Genomic DNA, 20805 nt, shown 5'->3' with positions numbered 1-20805 from the left:
CCTGCCCTGTCCCCCCTTCCCCCCTGCACACAGGAGCGACTGCGATGGAAGACGGACGCACGGAAAACACGGAGACCGCGCAGGAAGACGGCGCGCGAAGAGGCATCACCCGCAAGAAGGTGCTCAGGGCCGCCGTCGCGGCCGTGCCGATACCCCTGTTGCTCGGCGGTGTCGCACTGGCCCGGGACAGCAAGTCCTCCGACGGTCCGCTCACCCCCACCCCGTACTGCGACGACGGCGACGACCCGACGCCGCCGCAGATCGAGGGCCCGTACTTCAAGCCGAACTCGCCGCTGCGCGACTCGCTGGTCCAGCCCGGCACGCAGGGGACCCGGCTCACCGTGAGCGGCTACGTCTTCGGGCTGACCTGCCGGCCGCTGTCGCACGTCCTGCTGGACTGGTGGCAGGCGGACGTCAACGGCAACTACGACAACGTCGGCTTCCGCTTCCGCGGGCACCAGTTCACCGACCAGCGCGGCGCGTTCAAGCTCACCACGATCGTGCCGGGCCTCTACCCGGGCCGCACCCGCCACCTGCACGTGAAGGTGCAGGCACCGAACCAGCCGATCCTCACCACGCAGCTCTACTTCCCCGGCGAGCCGCGCAACAACACCGACCCGCTCTTCAACCCCGCGCTGCTGATGAACGTGCGGCAGAACGGGCCGGCCAAGGAAGCGTCGTTCGACTTCGTGCTGCGGGTGCGGGGCGGGTCCGGCCCGTCCCCCACGGATCAGCCGACCGCGCCCGGCGGCACCTGGGCCGCCGGGACCGACTACCGCACCGGTGACCAGGTCACGTACGACGGCGCCGCGTACACGTGCGTGCAGCCGCACACCGCGCGCGACGGATGGGAGCCGCCGGCCGTCCCGGCGCTGTGGCGCCGCACCTGAGCCGGGGCGTCCGGTGACCGGCCCGCATACCGGGACCGGTCGGGCCGGTGCCGGTTTCGCGTGACCGGCACCGGCCGCGCGGGCGCGCGGTCAGTCCCCGTGGCCGAGCTGGAGATCGCGCTCGGTACGGCCGCCGCCCGTGACCTGGAGTACGGTCGCCACCGGCGGATAGCCCGCCGCGATGACGGTGTACTCGCCCGCCGACAGATCGACGAAGCGGAACAGCCCGTCCGGGCCGGTGGTCGCGGTGTCCACCACGTTGCCGGCCGCGTCCAGCAGTGTGACCCGGGCGTCCCCGACGGGGCGCCCGTCACCGGCCCGTACGGTGCCGCGCAGCACCGCGCCGCCCGACAGCTCGATGTCCTGCCGGGTCTCGCGGGCCGCCTGGGCGGTGACCGGCAGGGCGACGGGGCGGTAGCCGGGGGCGCTGGCGGCGAGGGTGTAGTCGCCGGCCACCAGTTCCGTCAGGACGTAGCCGCCCTCGCGTCCGCTGCGGGCGGTCGCGACGACCTCGCCGCGCACGTCCGTCAGCGTGACCGTGGCATCGCGTACGGGAATACCGTCGGCGGTGGTGACCGCGCCGGCCAGCCGCCCGGCCCCGCCGAGCACCACGTCCAGGCCGACCGGCCGCTCGCCGACCGTGACCGCGACCGCCTGCGGCCGGTGCCCGCCCGCCGACGCGATCAGCACGTACGCGCCGGAGCCCGGTGTGCTGAGCGCGTACCGGCCGTCGTCGCCGGTCGCGCCGCGCCCCACCTGGCGTCCGCCGGTGTCGATGAGCGTGAGGGCGGCGCTGGGCACCGTGCTGCCGTCGCGGTGCCGGACCGTGCCGCACACCGGGACGCCGGGGACGGACGGGTCGTCGGGTACGTCCGGTGCGGCGGCCGGTGCGTACGACGCCGGGGCCGGGTCCGGGCGCTCCGGCGCGCGGGGGACGGCCGCCTCCGTACGTGCCTGCGGGATCGGGGCCACCTCCCGCGGCCCGGCGGGCGGCGGAAGCGGGGCGTGCGGGACGGGTGGGACGTGCGAGGTGTGGGACACCAGGGGGTTCTCTTTCCGGAAGACGGCGAGCAGCAGGCCCAGGAGGAGCACCGGCAGGAGGTAGAGGAAGACCCGCGGCACGGTGTGCGCGTAAGCCGCGGCCGGACTGCCGTGCAGCGCCGCGGGCACCGCGCTCATCAGCCCCGGGACCAGCGCCTCCGGCTCGGCGTGCCGGCCGGGGCCGGCCGGGCGGTGGGCGAGGTGCGCGGCCAGCCGGTCGGCGAGAAAGGTCACGAACAGGCCCGCGGCGACACTGCCGCCGAGCCGCCGTGGCGTGGCGCCCGGGGCGGGTGCGGGCCCGGCACGCCGTACGGAGCCGCGTACGGCCAGCACGAGCACCGGCAGCACGCAGCCGATGCCCAGGCCCAGCACGCCCGTCCCGAGGCTGTGCACCGGCCGTCCGGCGTCCTGCGGCACCCGGCACAGCAGCCCCATCGCCCCGCCCGCCAGCGCACAGCCCAGGACGGGGAACAGGCGGTGGCGGCCGGTACGGCGGGCAAGGTGTCCGCTCAGGGCCGCGCCGAGCACCAGCCCCGCCGTCAGCGGCAGCATCAGCAGCCCGGACCGGGTGGGCGACGCGCCTTCGGTCACCGGCAGGAAGGTCGGCAGATAGCCCGCGATCCCGTAGAGCGCGGCGCCCAGGGCCGCGCCGACCAGCCCCGTGACGGCGAACACCGCGTCCCGGAAGAGGTGCAGCGGCAGCAGCGGGTCTGCGGCGAAGTACTCGACGGCGACGAAGAGCAGGGCGGTGCCGAGCGCGCCCAGCCCGAGCCCGAGGACCGTCCGCGAGGTCCAGGCGTGTTCCGTGCCGCCCCAGCTGACCAGCAGCACGAGGCAGGTGGCGCACGCGGCCAGCAGCAGCACACCCGTCAGGTCCGCCGTGCGCCGTACGGCGGGCCGCGGCAGCCTCGGTACGAACGCGGTCACCAGCAGCGCGAGGACGCCGAACGGCACGCCCGAGAAGAAGCACCAGCGCCAGGAGGCGTGGTCGGTGAGGTAGCCGCCGAGCAACGGCCCCGCCGCGCCGACGAGTCCGCAGACGGCGCCCGTCACCCCCAGGGTCCGGCCCCGTACTCCCGGCGGAACCAGCCCCGCGAGGACCGCCTGGACGCCGACCACCAGTCCCCCGGCCCCGGCGCCCTGGAGGGCGCGGAAGGCCGTCAGTTCGCCCATCGCGTGCGCGCGGCCGGCCAGTACCGAGCCCGCCGTGAACAGGAGGGCCGCGAGGACGAGGGCGGCCCGGCGGCCGATGACGTCGCCGAGCTTGCCGTGCAGGGGCAGGCCGGCCGCGGCGGCGAAGAGGAACGCGGTCAGCAGCCAGGACGCGGGCTCCGGGCCGCGCAGCTCGCCGGCGATCTCCGGGAGCGCGGTGACGGCGACCGTCGGGCCGAGGGCCGCGGGCAGCAGCGCCAGCGGCAGGGCGACGGGGAGCCCCGGCGTCCGGCGGGTGTCCGGGGGCGGGCCGTCACCGCCCGGCCAGACCGGACGCGGGTCCGGTGCCCCCTCCCGCCGCCCCTGTTCGATCAGGGTGGTACCGCCCACGTACTGCTCCCCTCGTCACGCCTGCGCCGCCGCTCCTTTTCTTGCACCGGGCGACGAGGGCGTTCAAGCGCGGCAGACGGGGCCACCGGGGGCGATACCGGCCCCAACTACGGTTCCGGGCGCGTCCGTCGGGCGCCCATCAGGGGTTTCCCGGAGGTGGCGGTACGTTCCGGCACGGACGGCGGGCCTACGGAAACCACTCGAACCGGTGAGCATGCCGCGGCCCCCGGAGGAGCCGCGGCGGCGTCGGGCCGGCCGGCGGGGCGGCAGCCGGAGCGACCGGCTGCGCGGGGACACCGGCTCCGCGGGGTGCCGGCTCCGCGGGAGTGCGGCTACTTCTTCTCCGTCTCCGCGGCGAGGTTGGCGAGCACCAGGTCGTAGATGCGGCCCAGCCCCTTCGGCGCGAAGGTCCGCTCGAAGAAGCCGCCGATGCCGCTCGCACCCTGCCAGGTCGTGGTGACGACGACCTTGGCGCGGCCCTCGCCCGCCGGGGTGACCACCCAGGTCGTCACCATGGAGGAGTTGCGGTCCTTCTCCACCAGCTGCCCGTCGGTCGGCTCGTCGACCTCCAGCAGGCAGTCGCGCACCCGCTTGCTCGTGGCCTGGAGCTTCCAGTGGACGAGGGTGCCCTTGCCGTCGCCGCCCTCGCGCACCTCGTACTCGCTGAAGTGCTCGGGCAGCAGCTTGCGGCGGGTACCGCTGTAGTCGGCGAGTGCGTCGAACACGTCCTCCGGGTCCGCCGCGATCTCGCGCTGCGTGGTGGCCTCGACCTGGCCCATGTGTCTCTTCCTCCGGTGCTCGTCTGCTGTTCCCGCGGCCCGCGGGCCGTACCGGCGCCGTGCCGCGCCGCGGGAACACCACCTTAGGCGTGGCCCGGACCCGCGGATGCCCGGCCGCCGTACGCACGGGTGCGGCCCCGCGACGCGCCCGGGCACGGTTTGACAGACTCCATGGGAACAGTTGTTCTATTATCCCGAACAACGGGGCCGCCGAGGGCCCCGGGGACACAGCCGAGGGAACACCGCCGGGGGGCCGAGGGACTCAGGAGGAAGCGCGATGCGCTGGGAGAATCTGGGCGAGCAGTCCGCCGCCCTCTTCGGCACGGAGGTCGTCAGCCGTACGGTCGACACCCCCGAATTCCGGGGCATCACCTTCCACGAGGTACGCGCCCGCTCGATCATCAACCAGGTGCCCGGCGCCTCCCGCATGCCGTTCGAACGGACGGTGAACCCGTACCGGGGCTGCTCCCATGCCTGTGTCTACTGTTTCGCGCGCAAGACCCACGGCTATCTCGACCTCGACACCGGGCTGGGCTTCGACTCGCAGATCGTGGTGAAGGTCAACGCGCCCGAGCTGCTGCGGCGCGAGCTGGCCGCGCCCCGCTGGCGCGGCGAGCACATAGCCATGGGCACGAACGTCGACTGCTACCAGCGCGCCGAGGGCCGCTACCAGCTCATGCCCGGCATCCTCACGGCCCTGCGCGACCGCGCCAACCCCTTCTCCATCCTGACCAAGGGCACGCTGATCCTGCGCGACCTCGACCTGCTGCGGCAGGCCGCCGCGGTCACCGACGTCGGCGTCTCGGTCTCGGTCGGCTTCGTCGACCGGGAACTGTGGCGCACCGTCGAGCCGGGCACGCCCGCACCGGAACGCCGCCTGGACGTCGTGCGCACCCTGGCCCGCCACGGCATCCCGGCCGGCGTGCTGATGGCACCGGTGATCCCCTTCCTCGGCGACTCCCCCGGCCAACTGCGCGCGACCGTACGGGCCATCGCCGCCGCCGGCGCCACCTCCGTGACCCCCCTCGTGCTGCACCTGCGCCCCGGCGCCCGCGAGTGGTTCATGGCCTGGCTGGCCCGGCACCACCCGCATCTCGTACGCCGCTACGAGCGGATGTACGCGGACGGCGCGTACGCCCCCAAGTGGTACCAGCGCCGGATCACCCGCCAGGTGCACGAGCTGGCGGACGAGTACGGCATCGGCCCGGCCCGCGCCGGGGAGGCCCGGCGCATCGACCGGCCGGCCCCCGGCCCCGCCCCCGAGCACACACAGCTCGCACTGCTGTGAAAGCTGCTGTGCACGCTGCCGTGACCTACGCTTCCGCCGTCGCGAGGGCCTGGGCGAGCCGGTCCCGGGCCCGGGTCTGGGCGGCTATTCGCTCGTCGATGACGGCCAGCCGCTCGCGGGCTATGCGCAGCCCTTCCGCCGACGGCGGCGCCGTCGTCATGTCCCCGTCCAGACAGGCCGTGAAGCAGCTCACGTCGGTCAGGGTCAGTCCCGCGTCCAGCAGATGGCGGATGTTGCGCACGCGGACGGCGGTGCCCGCGTCGTACACCCGATAGCCGTTGTCCGCGCGGACCGATGCGATCAGTCCCGCTCCTTCGTAATGCCGCAAGGCCCGCGAGGACACCCCCGTCACCGCGGCCAGTTCGCCGATCCGCACCGGCTCCACCTCCCGCCATTGTTGTAGCAGGAGGCACTGACAAGGGCGCCGGAGGGCGGATCCCAGGGAATCCCCTGGTAAGCCGACCGGACCGCGGAGCCCGGCCGGCGTCAGGCCACCACCGCCCCGCCGTCCACCGGAAGGATCACTCCGGTCACGAACGACGCCTTCGGCGAGGCGAGCTGCACCACGGCCCACGCGACCTCCTCCGGCCGCCCCACCCGCCCCAGCGGCGTGTGCCCGACCTGCCACTCCCGCACCGCCGCCCGCTGCTCGGCGGTCAGCCCCTGGTGCTCCCCGATGGGGGTGTCGACCGCTCCGGGCGCCACGCCCACGACGCGGATACCGCGCGGCGCCAGTTCCACCGCCCAGCTGCGGGTGAGCAGTTCGAGCCCGGCCTTGGTGGCGCCGTAGACCGCGTTCCCTGGCCACGCCCGCTGCCCGACCGAGGTGCTGATGTTCACCACCACACCGCCGGTCTCCTCCAGGTACGGCAGCGCCGCCTGCGTCAGCAGCACCGGCGCCACCAGGTTCGTCGCGAGCTGCGGCTCGATCCGCTCCCGCGTCAGCGTCCCCAGGCCCCCGCTCCCCACGATCCCGGCGTTGTTGACCAGCACATCCACCCGCCCGTGGCGCCGTACCGCGTGCCCGACGATCTCCTCGGCGGCCCCGTCGGCGGTGATGTCGGCGACGAACGGCTCGATCGCCCCGTACCCCTCCGCGGCCTCGGCCAGCGGCCCGGACCGCCGCCCCACCGCGACCACCCGGTCCCCGCCCGCCGCGAACCGCCGCGCCGTGGCCCGCCCGATCCCGGTTCCCGCGCCCGTCACCACGACGACACGGCTCCGCTCCTGCTGCCGCCCACGCGGCTGTTGCGTCCTCATGAGCCACAGCCTGAAACGTTGTCGCCAGCGTCAAGGTCAAACGCATAGCGTCGCGCTCATGGTGGAGCACTTGCGCATACGGGACATGACAGCGGACGACGTGGACGCGGTGGCGGCCATCCGGACACGCGGCTGGCAGGCCGCCTACGCGGGGCTGATGCCGCAGACGTACCTGGACGGGCTGGACCCGGCCGAGGACGCGGAACAGCGGCGCGCGCTCTTCGCCGCGGCACCGCCCGAGGTGGTCAATCTCGTGGCGGAGCGGGACGGCGGCCTCGTCGGCTGGGCCGCCTTCGGACCGGCCCGCGGCCAGGACGGAGGCCCGCAAAGACCGCCCGGGGGCGAGCTGTACGCCCTCTATCTGCCTCCGGAGCACATCGGTACGGGGATCGGACACGCGCTGATGGACGCCTGTCTGCTGCGGGCCGCGCAGCAGGGGTTCCGCTCCCTGTGCCTGTGGGTCCTCAAGGGCAACGTCCGCGCCCGCCGCTTCTACGAGCGGGCCGGTTTCCTGGCGGACGGCGCGGAGGACACGTACGAGGTGGACGGCACCCCCGTACCCGAGGTGCGCTACCAGCGGCCCCTCACACCCGCGGGCTGACCCCGCCCTCAGGACCCCGCCCTCTCCCCCGGCTCCTCCTGCACCCCCAGCCGCGCCAGCGAAGCCGCTGCCGCCGCGGCCAGCCGTGGGTGGTCGCGGGCCGCGGTGAGGACCGGGACCGCGCGCCGGTCGCCCAGGGCGCCCAGGCCCTCCACGCAGGCCAGGGCGACGCGCCAGTACGGGTTGTGCGGGGTGAGGAGACGTTCCAGAGTCGCTATCAGGGCGGGGACGGATTCGGGGGCGCGGAGTTCGGCCAGGAGACGGACCGGGTGCAGGGCGTAGGCGGTGCGCAGGGGGTTGGTGGCGAGGGCGGCGGCGGCGCGGGCGGTGCGCGGGTCGCCGAGGCGGCCGAGGGCGTGCGCGGCGGTGGCGCAGCGCACCGGGTCGCGGTAGTTGAGGAGCAGGACGAGGGTCTCGAAGGCCCGGCGGTCGCCCGCGCTCCCCAGGATGAACGCCGCGATCTCCCGCGCCCACAGCGGGCGCTCGACCGCGGTGAGCACCCGGGCCAGTTCCTCGCGCCCCGCCGGGGTGTTCTTGCGCGCCAGCCCGAGGAGCCGCTCGTAGGCGACGAGGTCCTGCGGGGAGCGGAGTTCGGCGCGCACCCGGTCCGTCAACTCGTGGAATTCATCTTCCATTTGCCGCTCCCTCCCGCGGAATTCCCACGGTACGTGCGACGTGGCCAGAGCCACAGCCTAAATCCCCGTGCCACCCCCTGGCGCTGCTGGTTACCGACGAGTTAAGGTACTGAGCACGGGCAGCACCCCTGCCCCGGCGGCCTGGTGACGCAGCCGCCACAACGTGCAGTCGGTTCGGCGTTCAGCACGTCTTCACGACGGGACCTCGGGACAGGGCCCGTCGATCAACATCCGCTAGGGTCATGCATGTTCTGCATGTGCCCGGCCCCTCCTCAGTCGTCACTCTCCCCTGCGCACATGGGCCCTCCTGCCTCGGGAACCTCTGTCCGCACGGGATCCACTCCCTGGAGTCTCGCGATGGACCCTCAGTCCACACCCGGCCGCACGGCCGACGCCGCAACCGTTTCCCAGGCCTCCCCCACCTCTTCGCCTCCCGCCGCCCCCCGGACGCCCGCCACCGTGGCCGTCGTCGGCCTCGGCACGATGGGCACCGGCATAGCCGAGGTGCTCACCCGCGCCGGCCACGAGGTGATCGGCATCGACATCGACGACACCGCCGCCCGCCGCGCCGTCGCGACCCTGGAGGCGTCCACCGCGCGGGCGGTGCGCCGGGAGCGCGTCACCGAGCGCGAGCGGCAGGACGCCCTGGCCCGCTTCCGTACGTTCCGCGACCTCCAGGCCGCCGCCGAAGCGGACCTCGTCATCGAGGTCGTGCCGGAGGACTACGAACTCAAGCGGCAGGTCTTCGCCGAGCTGGACGGCATCGTGCGGCCCGTCGCCATCCTCGCCACCGGCACCAACGCGCTGTCCGTGACCCGCCTGGCGGCCGACTCCCGCCACCCGGAACGCGTCCTGGGCCTGCACTTCTTCAACCCGGCGCCGGCCATGAAGCTGGTCGAGGTGGTCTCCTCGGTGCTGACCGCGCCGGCCGCCGTCACGGCCGTCACCGAGCTGGCGCGCGAGCTGGGCAAGGACCCGATCGCGGTCGGCGACCGGCCCGGTTTCGTCGCCGACGGGCTGCTGTTCGGCTACCTGAACCAGGCCGCCGCGATGTACGAGTCCCGGTACGCGACCCGCGAGGACATCGACGCCGCGATGAAGCTGGGCTGCGGCCTGCCGATGGGCCCGCTGGCGCTGCTCGACCTGATCGGCGTGGACACCGCCCGTACGGTCCTGGAGGCCATGTACGCCGCCTCCCGCGACCGGCTGCACGCGCCCGCGCCGATCCTCGGCCAGCTCGCCGAGGCGGGGCTGACCGGCCGCAAGGCGGGCCGCGGCTTCTACACGTACGAGGCGCCGGGCAGCGCGGCCGTCGTGCCGGACGTCCAGTCGCCCGCCGAGACCCACGAACCGGCCGCCGGGCGCACGGTGCGCGGCGTCGGTGTGGCCGGGTCGGGCACGATGGCGAGCGGGATCGCCGAGGTCTTCGCCAAGGCCGGCTTCCCGGTCGTGCTGGCGGCCCGCAGCCTGGAGAAGGCCGAGGCGGCCAAGGCCCGCATCGCCAAGTCGCTGGACCGCTCCGTCAAGAAGGGGCGGCTGACCGCCGAGGCGCGGCAGGCCGCCCTCGCCGCGATCACCCCTGCCGGGACGCTGGACGCGCTCGCCGACGTGGACCTGGCGATCGAGGCGGTCGCCGAGGACCTGGAGGTCAAGCGGCAGCTGTTCGCCACGCTGGACAAGGTGTGCAAGCCGGGCGCCGTCCTGGCCACCACGACCTCCTCGCTGCCCGTGGTGGCCTGCGCGCGGGCCACCTCGCGCCCGCAGGACGTGATCGGGATGCACTTCTTCAACCCGGCGCCGGCCATGAAGCTGGTCGAGGTCGTGCGGACGGTCCTGACCGCGGACGATGTGCACGCGACAGTGCGCGCGGTGTGCGCCCGGGTCCGCAAGCACCCGGTGGACTGCGGCGACCGGGCCGGGTTCATCGTGAACGCCCTGCTGTTCCCGTACCTGAACAACGCGGTCAAGATGGTGCAGGAGCACTACGCGACCCCGGACGACATCGACGCCGCGATGAAGCTCGGCGGCGGCTACCCGATGGGCCCGTTCGAACTGCTCGACGTGGTGGGCCTGGACGTGTCGCTGGCCATCGAGAAGGTGCTGCACGCCGAGTTCCGCGACCCGGGCCTGGCACCGGCCCCGCTGCTGGAACACCTCGTCGCCGCGGGCTGCCTGGGCCGCAAGACCGGCCGCGGCTTCCGTGAGTACGCCCGGCGCTGACGCGTGGCGGACGGCCCGGCCGCCGGCCGGCGGCGGGTGGGGCGGGCTGCTGGACCCCTCCGGCGGCCCGCACCCGGGAGGGGCCCGAGCGACGGCTGATGCCGCAGGCAGCGGGAATATGCAGTACCGTCCCCACATGTCCCAGCCCGCCCGTACGCAGCCGTCCGACGGAACCGAACCGACCACCCCCGGCACCCGCCGGGCCGCCGCCCAACGCCTGAAGATGCGCCGCGAACTGGCGGCCGCCGCGATGGAACTGTTCGCTGCCAAGGGCTACGAGGCGACGACGGTCGACGAGATCGCTGCCGCGGCCGGCGTCGCCCGCCGCACGTTCTTCCGCCACTTCCGCTCCAAGGAAGAGGCGATCTTTCCCGACCACGACGACACCCTCGTACGGGCCGAGGCCGTCCTGGACGCGGCGCCGCCGCACGAGCACCCGCTCGACACGGTCTGCCGCGGCATCAAGGAGGTCATGCGGATGTACGCGGCCTCCCCCGCCGTCTCCGTGGCCCGCTACCGGCTGACCCGCGAGGTGCCCACCCTCCGCGAGGCCGAGATCGCCTCGGTGGCCCGCTACGAACGGCTCTTCACCCGCTACCTCCTCGGCCACTTCGACGAGGGCGCCCACCACGAGGGCGACGACGACCCGCTGCTCGCCGAGGTCGCCGCGTCCGCCGTCGTCACCGCGCACAACCACGTGCTGCGGCGCTGGCTGCGGGCGGGCGCCGAGGGGGACGTGGAGGCGCAGCTCGACCATGCCTTCGCGATCGTCCGCGCGACCTTCGGCACGGGCATCGGCGCGGGCCGCGGCCGGGGCGGCGAGGCGCGCCGGGAGCCCCCGGCGCGGGCGGCGCGGCAGGGCGAGGTCCTGGTGACCGTGGCCCGCACGGACGCGCCGCTGGACGAGGTCATGCGCACGATCGAGAAGGCGCTGAAGCAGCGCTCCTGAGGTACACAGCGCCCTGACGCCGGGGGTGGCGTGCACCACCCCCGGGCGGGCACCAAGCCGACCATTCCGCCTCTCAAAGGGCGACATTTCACCATTTCAGCTGGCCACAAGGCCGCTCATGCGTGCCCCCCAGATGACATCTGAGAGAAATTGTTGGCACTCAGTGTCTTGTCGGCTGGCACGCGGTGTCATACGTTGATGTTGTCCGGGCGGCCGGCACGCGGAGAACCCCCGCGCGCCGGCTGTCCCAGCAAGCCCTTCGCGCCTGCCCGCCCGGACGCCTGCGTCACAGGCACCCGCACCGCGCTCACCCGCGCAGCCGGAACACCCCTCAGCCGGACCGACGGCCCCTTCCGCACCACCCCCGACGTACCCTCAAGCCGCTTTCGACTGGCTTCGCCGGAGGCACACCGTGAACCAGATACTTGACGCGATCCTCGCGCCAGAGAGCACCAGCGAAGACTTCGCCGCTCTGCCCCTGCCCGACTCCTACCGCGCGGTGACCGTGCACAAGGACGAGGCCGACATGTTCGACGGCCTGCCCGCCAAGGAGAAGGACCCCCGCAAGTCGCTGCACGTGGAGGAGGTGCCGGTGCCCGAACTGGGCCCCGGCGAGGCCCTGGTGGCCGTCATGGCCTCCTCGGTGAACTACAACAGCGTCTGGACCTCGATCTTCGAGCCGATGTCCACCTTCGGGTTCCTGGAGCGCTACGGAAAGCTGTCGCCGCTGGCCAAGCGCCACGACCTGCCGTACCACGTCATCGGCTCCGACCTGGCGGGCGTCGTGCTGCGCACCGGGCCCGGCGTGAACTCCTGGAAGCCCGGCGACGAGGTCGTCGCGCACTGCCTGTCCGTCGAGCTGGAGTCCGCCGACGGGCACAACGACACGATGCTCGACCCCGAGCAGCGCATCTGGGGCTTCGAGACCAACTTCGGCGGCCTGGCCGAGATCGCGCTCGTCAAGTCCAACCAGCTGATGCCCAAGCCTAATCACCTGAGCTGGGAGGAGGCGGCGGCGCCCGGTCTGGTCAACTCCACCGCGTACCGCCAGCTGGTCTCCCGCAACGGCGCCGGGATGAAGCAGGGCGACAACGTGCTGATCTGGGGCGCCAGCGGCGGACTCGGCTCGTATGCCACGCAGTTCGCGCTGGCCGGCGGCGCCAACCCGATCTGTGTGGTCTCCAGCGACCAGAAGGCGGAGATCTGCCGGAAGATGGGCGCCGAGGCGATCATCGACCGGAACGCCGAGGGGTACAAGTTCTGGAAGGACGAGCACCACCAGGACCCGCGCGAGTGGAAGCGGTTCGGCAAGCGCATCCGCGAGCTGACCGGCGGGGAGGATGTCGACATCGTCTTCGAGCACCCGGGGCGTGAGACGTTCGGCGCCAGCGTGTACGTCACGCGCAAGGGCGGCACGATCGTCACCTGCGCCTCCACCTCCGGGTACACCCACGAGTACGACAACCGCTACCTGTGGATGTCGCTGAAGCGCATCGTGGGCTCGCACTTCGCCAACTACCGCGAGGCGTGGGAGGCCAACCGCCTGATCGCCAAGGGCAAGATCCACCCGACGCTGTCCAAGACGTACTCCCTGGAGGAGACCGGGCAGGCGGCGTACGACGTGCACCGCAACCTCCACCAGGGCAAGGTCGGCGTGCTCGCGCTGGCCCCCGAGGAAGGCATGGGCGTACGCGACGCGGAGATGCGGGCCAGGCACATCGACGCCATCAACCGCTTCCGGAACGTCTGACCGGGACGGACGCGAGAGTACGGGACCCCACATGACCGAACGTCACAAGGATCGTCCGTGGCTGATGCGGACGTACGCCGGGCACTCCACCGCCGAGGCGTCCAACGCGCTCTACCGGCGCAACCTCGCCAAGGGCCAGACGGGCCTGTCGGTCGCCTTCGACCTGCCGACGCAGACCGGTTACGACCCGGACCACGTCCTCGCCCGCGGCGAGGTCGGCCGGGTCGGGGTCCCCGTCTCCCACCTCGGTGACATGCGGCGGCTGTTCCAGGACATCCCCTTGGAGCAGATGAACACCTCGATGACCATCAACGCCACGGCCATGTGGCTGCTGGCGCTGTACGAGGTCGTCGCCGAGGAGCAGGGCGCCGACATCGCCAAGCTGTCGGGCACCACGCAGAACGACATCGTCAAGGAGTACCTCTCGCGCGGGACGCACGTCTTCCCGCCGGGGCCGAGCCTGCGGCTGACCACCGACATGATCGCGTACACGGTGGCGCACATCCCCAAGTGGAACCCGATCAACATCTGCAGCTACCACTTGCAGGAGGCCGGGGCCACGCCGGTACAGGAGATCGCGTACGCGATGAGCACCGCGATCGCCGTGCTCGACGCGGTACGGGACTCGGGGCAGGTGCCGCCGGAGAAGTTCGGCGACGTGGTCGCGCGGATCTCGTTCTTCGTCAACGCCGGGGTCCGGTTCATCGAGGAGATGTGCAAGATGCGCGCCTTCGGCCGCATCTGGGAGCAGGTCACCCGGGAGCGGTACGGCGTCGAGAACCCCAAGCAGCGCCGCTTCCGGTACGGCGTCCAGGTCAACTCGCTCGGCCTGACCGAGGCGCAGCCGGAGAACAACGTCCAGCGGATCGTGCTGGAGATGCTGGCCGTCACCCTGTCCAAGGACGCCCGCGCCCGCGCCGTACAGCTCCCGGCCTGGAACGAGGCGCTGGGGCTGCCGCGGCCGTGGGACCAGCAGTGGTCGCTGCGCATCCAGCAGGTGCTGGCCCACGAGTCGGACCTGCTGGAGTACGAGGACATCTTCGCCGGGTCGCACGTCGTCGAGGCCAAGGTCGAGGAACTGGTACAGGGCAGCCTGGCGGAGATGGACCGGATCGCCGAGATGGGCGGGGTGATGGCGGCCGTCGAGTCCGGCTATCTGAAGTCGCAGCTGGTCTCCTCGCACGCGGAGCGGCGGGCCCGGATCGAGGCGGGCGAGGAGAAGATCGTCGGCGTCAACTGCTACCAGTCGACCGAGCCGAACCCGCTCACCGCCGACCTGGACACCGCCATCATGACCGTCGACCCGGACAACGAGGCGGGCGTGGTGCGGGCGCTGCACGCCTGGCGGGACAACCGCGACGAGGGCCGCGCGCAGGAGGCGCTGTCGGAGCTGAAGAAGGCCGCGGCGGGCGACACGAACCTGTTCGCCGCGACCCTCGAATGCGCCCGCGCGGGGGTCACGACCGGCGAGTGGGCCTGGGCCCTGCGCGACGTCTTCGGCGAGTTCCGGGCGCCGACCGGCGTCTCCGGCGCGCCGCTCGCGGTCACCGCCGAGGCGGGCACCCCGCTCGCCGAGGTCCGCGCCAAGGTCGAGCGCACCGCCGCCGACCTGGGCGGCGGCCGGCTGCGCCTGCTGGTCGGCAAGCCCGGCCTGGACGGGCACAGCAACGGTGCCGAGCAGATCGCCGTACGGGCCAGGGACGCCGGCTTCGAGGTGGTCTACCAGGGCATCCGGCTGACCCCCGAGCAGATCGTCACGGCGGCCGTCGCCGAGGACGTGCACTGTGTGGGCCTGTCGATCCTGTCCGGCTCGCACGCCGAGCTGGTGCCGGACGTGCTGGAGCGGATGCGCCGCAGCGGCGCTCCGGACATTCCCGTCATCGTGGGCGGCATCATCCCCGCCGCCGACGCGGCGGCCCTCCGGGAAGCCGGAGTGGCGGCCGTCTTCACCCCGAAGGACTTCGGTATCACGGAGATCATCGGCCGTATCGTCGACGAGATCCGTACCGCGAACAAGCTCGACCCTCTGGAGGTCCCCGCATGACCCGCCCGTCCCCCGCCACCGCCCCGTCCGAAGGCAACCGTCTGCGCCCGCGCCGCTCCTGCCTCGCCGTGCCCGGCAGCAACCCGCGCTTCCTGGAGAAGGCCCAGGGCCTGCCCGCCGACCAGGTCTTCCTGGACCTGGAGGACGCCTGCGCGCCGCTGGCCAAGCCGGGCGCGCGGCACAACATCGTCGACGCGCTGAACACCGGCGACTGGACCGGCAAGACGCGTGTCGTGCGGGTCAACGACTGGACCACGGAGTGGACCTACCGGGACGTCATCACCGTCGTCGAGGGCGCGGGCCAGAACCTGGACTGCATCATGCTGCCGAAGGTGCAGGACGCCCAGCAGGTCGTCGCGCTGGACCTGCTGCTGAGCCAGATCGAGAAGACCATGGGCTTCGAGGTGGGCCGGATCGGCATCGAGGCGCAGATCGAGAACGCCAAGGGCCTGGTGAACGTGGACGCCATCGCCGCCGCGTCGCCGCGCCTGGAGACCATCATCTTCGGCCCGGCCGACTTCATGGCCTCGATCAACATGAAGTCGCTGGTGGTGGGCGAGCAGCCGCCCGGGTACGGCGCGGACGCGTACCACTACATCCTCATGCGCATCCTGATGGCGGCGCGCACCCACGACCTCCAGGCGATCGACGGGCCCTACCTCCAGATCAAGAACGTGGAGGGCTACAAGGAGGTCGCCGGGCGGGCCGCGGCGCTGGGCTTCGACGGCAAGTGGGTGCTGCACCCGGGCCAGGTCGAGGCCGCCAACGAGGTGTTCTCGCCCACGCAGGAGGACTACGACCACGCGGAGCTGATCCTGGACGCGTACGCGTGGCACACCTCCGAGGCCGGCGGGAAGAAGGGCTCCGCGATGCTCGGTGACGAGATGATCGACGAGGCCAGCCGGAAGATGGCACTCGTCATCGCCGGAAAGGGCCGCGCGGCCGGCATGACCCGTACCTCGAAGTTCGAAGCCCCGGAGGCGTGAGCGCGATGCAGTTCGGCCGTACCTATGAGGAATTCACCGTCGGGGACGTCTACAAGCACTGGCCGGGAAAGACGGTCACGGAATACGACGACCACCTCTTCTGTCTGCTGACCATGAATCACCATCCGCTGCACATGGACAGCAACTATGCGGAGCAGACCACCGACTTCGGGAAGAATGTCGTCGTCGGGAACTACATCTACTCGCTGCTGCTGGGCATGTCGGTTCCGGATGTGTCGGGCAAGGCGATCGCGAATCTCGAAATCGAGTCGCTGAAGCATGTGGCGCCGACTTTCCACGGGGACACGCTGTACGGCGAGACGACGGTGCTGGACAAGACACCGTCGAAGTCCAAGAGCGACCGCGGAATCGTGTACGTGGAGACCAAGGGCTACAAGCAGGACGGCACCCTGGTGTGCGTCTTCCGGCGCAAGGTCATGGTGCCCACGGCCACCTACGTCAAGGAGCGCGGCGGGGAGCAGCCGGGCCGCCCGGAGCTGCGGGAACCGGCCCGTAAGGAGAAGTGAGATGAGCGGACGCCTCGCGCAGACCGAGGGCCTGACGGACATCCAGCGGGAAATCCTCTCGACGGTCCGTGACTTCGTCGACAAAGAGATCCTGCCGGTCGCCACCGAGCTGGAGCACCGCGACGAGTACCCGACGCAGATAGTCGAGGGCCTGAAGGAACTCGGCGTCTTCGGGCTGATGATTCCGGAGGAGTACGGCGGGCTCGGCGAGTCGCTGCTGACGTACGCGCTGACGGTGGAGGAGATCGCCCGCGGCTGGATGAGCGTGTCGGGCATCATCAACACCCACTTCATCGTGGCGTACATGCTCAAGCAGCACGGCACGCAGGAGCAGAAGGAGTATTTCCTGCCGAAGATGGCGGCCGGGGAGATCCGTGGCGCCTTCTCGATGTCGGAGCCGGCGCTCGGTTCGGATGTCTCGGCCATCACGTCCAAGGGCGTGCGGGACGGCGACTCCTATGTACTGACCGGTCAGAAGATGTGGCTGACCAACGGCGGTTCGTCAACTCTGGTCGCGGTGCTGTGCCGTACGGACGAGGGCCACCCCGAGGGCACCGCGCCGCACAAGTCGATGACCACCTTCCTCGTGGAGAAGGAGGCCGGTTTCGGTGAGGTGCGGCCGGGCCTGACCATCCCCGGCAAGATCGACAAGATGGGCTACAAGGGGGTGGACACCACCGAGCTGATCATGGACGGGCTGCGGGTGCCCGCCGACCGGGTGCTCGGCGGCGCGACCGGACGTGGCTTCTATCACATGATGGACGGCGTCGAGGTCGGCCGGGTGAACGTGGCCGCGCGGGGCTGCGGCGTCGCGCAGCGCGCCTTCGAGCTGGGCGTTTCGTACGCGCAGCAGCGGCACACCTTCGGCAAGCCGATCGCGCAGCACCAGGCGATCCAGTTCAAACTTGCCGAAATGGCGACAAAGGTGGAAGCCGCTCATGCGATGATGGTCAACGCCGCACGCAAAAAGGACTCCGGGCAGCGAAACGACCTTGAAGCGGGCATGGCCAAGTACCTGGCCTCCGAGTACTGCAAGGAGGTGGTGGAGGACGCGTTCCGCATCCACGGCGGCTACGGCTTCTCCAAGGAGTACGAGATCGAGCGCCTCTACCGGGAGGCACCGATGCTCCTCATCGGTGAGGGAACCGCAGAGATCCAGAAAATGATCATCGGTCGACGGCTACTGGAGGAGTACCGAATCCAGGGGTGAACGCCCGATTTGGGGTGATTTCTTCAGGACGAAGATCACACCCGGTCATCGTTGTTCGGCCACGGATTGGCTCTGGCTCTTGGCCAGTTGCCGCCCGCAACCGATACCATCCCGGGAAAGCCGCCGTCCCCCATTGCATATGCGGCATCCTCCGCTACGAAGGTCATCCATGCCCCACAGCCAATCCTCTGCACAACGCGGTCGCGTCCGCCTCGCGCGCGGAGCGTCGCCGTGGCTTCTGCCGACCGTCGCGACGGCAGCGGTCAGCCTGGCCCGTTCCCGTCGCTCGGGACGCTGGGCTGCCGCCGCCGTGCCCGCCACCGCCCTGGCGGCGGGCATGCTGTGGTTTTTCCGCGACCCTGAGCGCGAGATCGCTCAGGGCCGGGTCATCTCCCCGGCCGACGGCGTGGTGCAGAGCATCATGCCGTGGAAGGACGGACGCACCCGCGTCGCGATCTTCATGAGCCCGCTGAACGTCCACGTCAACCGCGCGCCGCTGGCCGGCACGGTGACGTCCGTGGAGCACATCCCCGGCGGGTTCGTCCCGGCGTTCAACAAGGAGAGCGAGAACAACGAGCGGGTCGTCTGGCACTTCGACACCGAGCTCGGCGACATCGAGATGGTGCAGATCGCCGGTGCCGTGGCCCGCCGCATCGTCCCGTACGTGCCCCAGGGCACGAAGGTGGAGCAGGGCGAGCGCATCGGCCTGATCCGCTTCGGGTCGCGCGTCGACGTCTACCTCCCGGCGGGTGTCGAGGCCGCGGTCGAGGTCGGCCAGGCCACCACCGCGGGGGTGACACGCCTTGACCGTGATTGATCCCGACACACAGCCCGGCTGGGTCGCGGACGTCGACGAGGAGGACGTGGCCGACGACATGCCGCTGTCCACGCGGCTGTCGATCGCGGACACCCTCACTCTGGGCAATGCCATCTGCGGCTTCATGGCCGTCTACTTCACCACCACCGGCGTGCTGATCCCGCACCTGAAGGGCACCGAGGACGGCGGGATGGCCCGGCACAGCGCCGCCATGGCGGTGATCCTGATGCTGCTGGCCTCCATCTTCGACCTGTTCGACGGGCTCGTCGCGCGCAAGCTGCGCGCCTCGGCGATGGGGGCCGAGCTCGACAACCTCTCCGACCTGATCAGCTTCGGGCTGGCGCCGGCGTACTTCGTCGTCACCTGGGGCATGGTCGCCCCGGACTCGCACCAGCGGGTCTCGGTGGTCGCGGCGGTGGTGGTGCTGCTGGCGGTGGTGCTGCGGCTGGCCCGGTTCTCCTGCGTGACGCTGCGCGACGGCATCTTCCAGGGCATGCCGAGCCCGTTCGGCGCCCTGACCGTCGTCGCGATCGTGCTGCTGGAGCTGCCCTTCGTACCGACGCTGCTGGCGATCATCGGCGTGGCCTGGCTGATGGTGAGCCGGGTCGAGTACCCGAAGCCGCGGGGACGGCTCGCGGTGGCGATGCTCAGCTGGATCGTGCTGAGCATGGGCATGCTGGCGGCCTGGGCGCTGGACGCCCCCGGCGGCCAGACCCTCCTGCAGACCGGCTGCTCCCTGCAGATCGTGCTGGGCGCGATGATCCCGGTCTTCGCGACGGCCCGCCGGGTCAACACCTTCCGCGACAACCGCCGCGAGGCGCGCAGCGCGCAGGTGCAGCAGATCCAGTAGCGGCCACCGGCCTTCGGACGACAGAGGCCCCCGCCGGGCGCAGCAGCTCGGCGGGGGCCTTTTGTCGTATCCGGAAGCGCGGAGGTGCAGGGGGCGCGCTCGCGTGGCGTGCGCGCCCCTCGGCGCCTCGGGTCAGCGCCGTACCACCGCTGCGGTCGGCGCCGTAACCGCGGTCGAAGCCGTCACCGCGGTCGGCGCCGTCACCGCAGGAAGTCCCGGGCCAGGGCCTCCGCCGCGCGCTCCAGGAGCGGCCCCGCCTCGGCCATGCAGCGCGCCGGGTCCGGCTCCAGGTCGGTCAGCGGATAGGCGCGGCGGATGCCGGCCCGGCCCAGTGCCTCGGGCGGCAGGGCCAGGCGCCCGCACACCGCCACCACGTCCAGGCCCGCGGCACGGGCCGCCGCCGCGACGCCGGCGGGCGCCTTGCCGTGCAGGGTCTGCTCGTCCAGCGAGCCCTCCCCGGTGACGACGAAGGTCGCGCGGGCCAGGGCCGGGCCGAAGCCCAGCACCTCCAGCATCACGTCGATGCCAGGCCGGAAGGCGGCGCCCAGGCCAACCAGGGCGCCGTACCCGATGCCGCCCGCCGCGCCCGCGCCGGGAGCGAGGGCGCATTCCGCGGCGCGGGGCCCCACCGCGGTCTCCAGCACCTTGGCGTAGTGGGCGAGGGCCGCGTCCAGCGCCGCGACGTCCTGCTCGCTCGCGCCCTTCTGCGGCCCGTAGACCGCGGGCGCGCCCTTCGGCCCGGTGAGCGGGTTGTCCACGTCGCTGGCGAGGACCACGTCCGTACCGGCGAGCCGGGGATCGAGGCCCGTCAGATCGGCGGTGGCCAGATCGCGCAGCGGGCCGCCGCCCGGTGGGAGCGGGTCGCCCGCGGCGTCCAGGAAGCGGGCGCCGAGGGCCGCGAGCATGCCGGCGCCGCCGTCGGTCGTGGCGCTGCCGCCGACGCCGAAGACGATCCGGCCGGCGCCCGCGTCCAGCGCCGCGCGCAGCAGCTCGCCGGTGCCGTACGTAGTAGCCGTGAGCGGTGCGAAGCGCCCCCCGAGCAGGTGCTGGAGGCCGGACGCCTCCGCCATCTCGACCACGGCCGTGCCGTCCTCGTGGAGCGCGAAGGTGGCCGTCACCGGGTCGCCGACGGGGCCGGTGACCCGGGCCTCGTGCCGTGCGAAGCCCGCCGCCAGGGCGGCCGCGACCGTGCCGTCGCCGCCGTCCGCGACCGGGACGGACTCCACCGCGAGGCCCGGTACGGCCCGGCGGAGCCCGGCCGTGACATGCCCGGCGACCTCGACGGCGGTGAGCGAACCCTTGAATTTGTCCGCGGCGACCAGCACCCGCGGTGCCCGGTCCCGGTCTGCCGCCGGTGTCCTTGCTGCGTCCGCCACTGTTTCCCCTTGCTTTCGAACTGGCAGTCGCGCCGCTGCG

General features: G+C 72.2%; 18 protein-coding genes. 12 read left to right on the top strand and 6 right to left on the bottom strand.

Going from position 1 to position 20805, the window contains the following annotated elements; genetic code table 11:
• Positions 1–44 precede the first annotated feature (44 nt).
• The gene (locus ADK86_RS13815) at positions 45–890 is read left to right on the top strand and encodes a carbohydrate-binding protein (RefSeq protein ID WP_053696849.1); all 846 of its coding nucleotides are present in this window, start codon (positions 45–47) and stop codon (positions 888–890) included.
• A 90-nt stretch (positions 891–980) separates the two neighbouring features.
• On the opposite strand, the gene ADK86_RS13810 is transcribed toward ADK86_RS13815, so the two are convergent.
• Entirely contained in the window at positions 981–3473 is a 2493-nt protein-coding gene (locus tag ADK86_RS13810) for an MFS transporter (RefSeq protein ID WP_053696848.1), read from the bottom strand.
• A 332-nt stretch (positions 3474–3805) separates the two neighbouring features.
• A complete protein-coding gene (locus ADK86_RS13805; RefSeq protein WP_053696847.1) occupies positions 3806–4252 on the bottom strand; it encodes an SRPBCC family protein in 447 nt (148 codons plus the stop codon).
• A gap of 277 nt (positions 4253–4529) precedes the next feature.
• Here ADK86_RS13805 and ADK86_RS13800 point away from each other — a divergent pair, with 277 nt between their 5' ends.
• The gene (locus ADK86_RS13800) at positions 4530–5540 is read left to right on the top strand and encodes an Rv2578c family radical SAM protein (RefSeq protein ID WP_053696846.1); all 1011 of its coding nucleotides are present in this window, start codon (positions 4530–4532) and stop codon (positions 5538–5540) included.
• Between the two features lie 25 nt (positions 5541–5565).
• Here ADK86_RS13800 and ADK86_RS13795 read toward each other — a convergent pair whose 3' ends face one another.
• Entirely contained in the window at positions 5566–5916 is a 351-nt protein-coding gene (locus tag ADK86_RS13795) for a MerR family transcriptional regulator (protein ID WP_053696874.1), read from the bottom strand.
• 110 nt (positions 5917–6026) lie between these two features.
• Positions 6027–6800 carry an SDR family NAD(P)-dependent oxidoreductase gene (locus ADK86_RS13790; protein ID WP_053696845.1) on the bottom strand — a complete coding sequence of 258 codons (774 nt, stop codon included), beginning with the start codon at positions 6798–6800 and terminating at the stop codon, positions 6027–6029.
• Positions 6801–6858: 58 nt separating this feature from the next.
• Here ADK86_RS13790 and ADK86_RS13785 point away from each other — a divergent pair, with 58 nt between their 5' ends.
• Positions 6859–7401 (top strand): GNAT family N-acetyltransferase, encoded by a 543-nt coding sequence (locus ADK86_RS13785; protein ID WP_053696844.1) that lies wholly within the window; start codon positions 6859–6861, stop codon positions 7399–7401.
• A gap of 8 nt (positions 7402–7409) precedes the next feature.
• Here the strand turns inward: ADK86_RS13785 and ADK86_RS13780 are convergent, their stop codons facing one another.
• A complete protein-coding gene (locus ADK86_RS13780; protein WP_030591709.1) occupies positions 7410–8036 on the bottom strand; it encodes a HEAT repeat domain-containing protein in 627 nt (208 codons plus the stop codon).
• Between the two features lie 357 nt (positions 8037–8393).
• Between ADK86_RS13780 and ADK86_RS13775 the strand changes: the two genes are divergently transcribed.
• The 9 genes from ADK86_RS13775 to pssA all read left to right on the top strand — a co-directional run bounded on the left by ADK86_RS13775 (position 8394) and on the right by pssA (position 19389).
• A complete protein-coding gene (locus ADK86_RS13775) occupies positions 8394–10256 on the top strand; it encodes a 3-hydroxyacyl-CoA dehydrogenase family protein (protein WP_078952029.1) in 1863 nt (620 codons plus the stop codon).
• A gap of 136 nt (positions 10257–10392) precedes the next feature.
• Positions 10393–11205, top strand: a complete 813-nt coding sequence (locus tag ADK86_RS13770) for a TetR family transcriptional regulator (RefSeq protein ID WP_030591703.1) — start codon at positions 10393–10395, stop codon at positions 11203–11205.
• A gap of 412 nt (positions 11206–11617) precedes the next feature.
• The gene (gene ccrA / locus ADK86_RS13765) at positions 11618–12955 is read left to right on the top strand and encodes a crotonyl-CoA carboxylase/reductase (RefSeq protein ID WP_053696843.1); all 1338 of its coding nucleotides are present in this window, start codon (positions 11618–11620) and stop codon (positions 12953–12955) included.
• Between the two features lie 31 nt (positions 12956–12986).
• Positions 12987–14999 (top strand): protein meaA, encoded by a 2013-nt coding sequence (locus ADK86_RS13760; protein WP_053696842.1) that lies wholly within the window; start codon positions 12987–12989, stop codon positions 14997–14999.
• Positions 14996–15985: an HpcH/HpaI aldolase/citrate lyase family protein gene (locus ADK86_RS13755; RefSeq protein WP_030591694.1), complete on the top strand. Its 990-nt coding sequence runs from the start codon at positions 14996–14998 to the stop codon at positions 15983–15985. Before ADK86_RS13760 ends, ADK86_RS13755 begins: the two co-directional genes overlap by 4 nt.
• A 5-nt stretch (positions 15986–15990) precedes the next feature.
• Positions 15991–16512, top strand: a complete 522-nt coding sequence (locus ADK86_RS13750; RefSeq protein WP_030591691.1) for a MaoC family dehydratase — start codon at positions 15991–15993, stop codon at positions 16510–16512.
• Between the two features lies 1 nt (position 16513).
• On the top strand, positions 16514–17722 hold the full coding sequence (locus ADK86_RS13745) for an acyl-CoA dehydrogenase family protein (RefSeq protein ID WP_030591689.1): 1209 nt from the start codon (positions 16514–16516) through the stop codon (positions 17720–17722).
• A gap of 169 nt (positions 17723–17891) precedes the next feature.
• The gene (locus tag ADK86_RS13740; protein WP_003981813.1) at positions 17892–18539 is read left to right on the top strand and encodes a phosphatidylserine decarboxylase; all 648 of its coding nucleotides are present in this window, start codon (positions 17892–17894) and stop codon (positions 18537–18539) included.
• Positions 18526–19389 (top strand): CDP-diacylglycerol--serine O-phosphatidyltransferase, encoded by an 864-nt coding sequence (gene pssA, locus ADK86_RS13735; protein WP_199834400.1) that lies wholly within the window; start codon positions 18526–18528, stop codon positions 19387–19389. The genes ADK86_RS13740 and pssA overlap by 14 nt, the downstream gene beginning before the upstream one ends.
• Positions 19390–19589: 200 nt before the next feature.
• Here pssA and ADK86_RS13730 read toward each other — a convergent pair whose 3' ends face one another.
• On the bottom strand, positions 19590–20714 hold the full coding sequence (locus ADK86_RS13730; protein WP_053696841.1) for a glycerate kinase: 1125 nt from the start codon (positions 20712–20714) through the stop codon (positions 19590–19592).
• Positions 20715–20805 lie beyond the last annotated feature (91 nt).

It is taken from the genome of Streptomyces sp. NRRL F-5755 (assembly GCF_001279365.1).
Lineage (GTDB): Bacteria > Actinomycetota > Actinomycetes > Streptomycetales > Streptomycetaceae > Streptomyces > Streptomyces rimosus.
Note: the sequence above shows the minus strand (reverse complement) of the source record. Positions and strands in the feature narration are given on the sequence as shown.

Excerpts from the sequence above, each read along its gene's own strand:
- ADK86_RS13815 (WP_053696849.1), top strand. The coding sequence starts at position 45 with ATGGAAGACGGACGCACGGAAAACACGGAGACCGCGCAGGAAGACGGC.
- ADK86_RS13805 (WP_053696847.1), bottom strand. The coding sequence starts at position 4,252 with ATGGGCCAGGTCGAGGCCACCACGCAGCGCGAGATCGCGGCGGACCCG.
- ADK86_RS13800 (WP_053696846.1), top strand. The coding sequence starts at position 4,530 with ATGCGCTGGGAGAATCTGGGCGAGCAGTCCGCCGCCCTCTTCGGCACG.
- ADK86_RS13790 (WP_053696845.1), bottom strand. The coding sequence starts at position 6,800 with ATGAGGACGCAACAGCCGCGTGGGCGGCAGCAGGAGCGGAGCCGTGTC.
- ADK86_RS13785 (WP_053696844.1), top strand. The coding sequence starts at position 6,859 with ATGGTGGAGCACTTGCGCATACGGGACATGACAGCGGACGACGTGGAC.
- ADK86_RS13780 (WP_030591709.1), bottom strand. The coding sequence starts at position 8,036 with ATGGAAGATGAATTCCACGAGTTGACGGACCGGGTGCGCGCCGAACTC.
- ADK86_RS13775 (WP_078952029.1), top strand. The coding sequence starts at position 8,394 with ATGGACCCTCAGTCCACACCCGGCCGCACGGCCGACGCCGCAACCGTT.
- ADK86_RS13770 (WP_030591703.1), top strand. The coding sequence starts at position 10,393 with ATGTCCCAGCCCGCCCGTACGCAGCCGTCCGACGGAACCGAACCGACC.
- ADK86_RS13760 (WP_053696842.1), top strand. The coding sequence starts at position 12,987 with ATGACCGAACGTCACAAGGATCGTCCGTGGCTGATGCGGACGTACGCC.
- ADK86_RS13755 (WP_030591694.1), top strand. The coding sequence starts at position 14,996 with ATGACCCGCCCGTCCCCCGCCACCGCCCCGTCCGAAGGCAACCGTCTG.
- ADK86_RS13750 (WP_030591691.1), top strand. The coding sequence starts at position 15,991 with ATGCAGTTCGGCCGTACCTATGAGGAATTCACCGTCGGGGACGTCTAC.
- ADK86_RS13745 (WP_030591689.1), top strand. The coding sequence starts at position 16,514 with ATGAGCGGACGCCTCGCGCAGACCGAGGGCCTGACGGACATCCAGCGG.
- ADK86_RS13740 (WP_003981813.1), top strand. The coding sequence starts at position 17,892 with ATGCCCCACAGCCAATCCTCTGCACAACGCGGTCGCGTCCGCCTCGCG.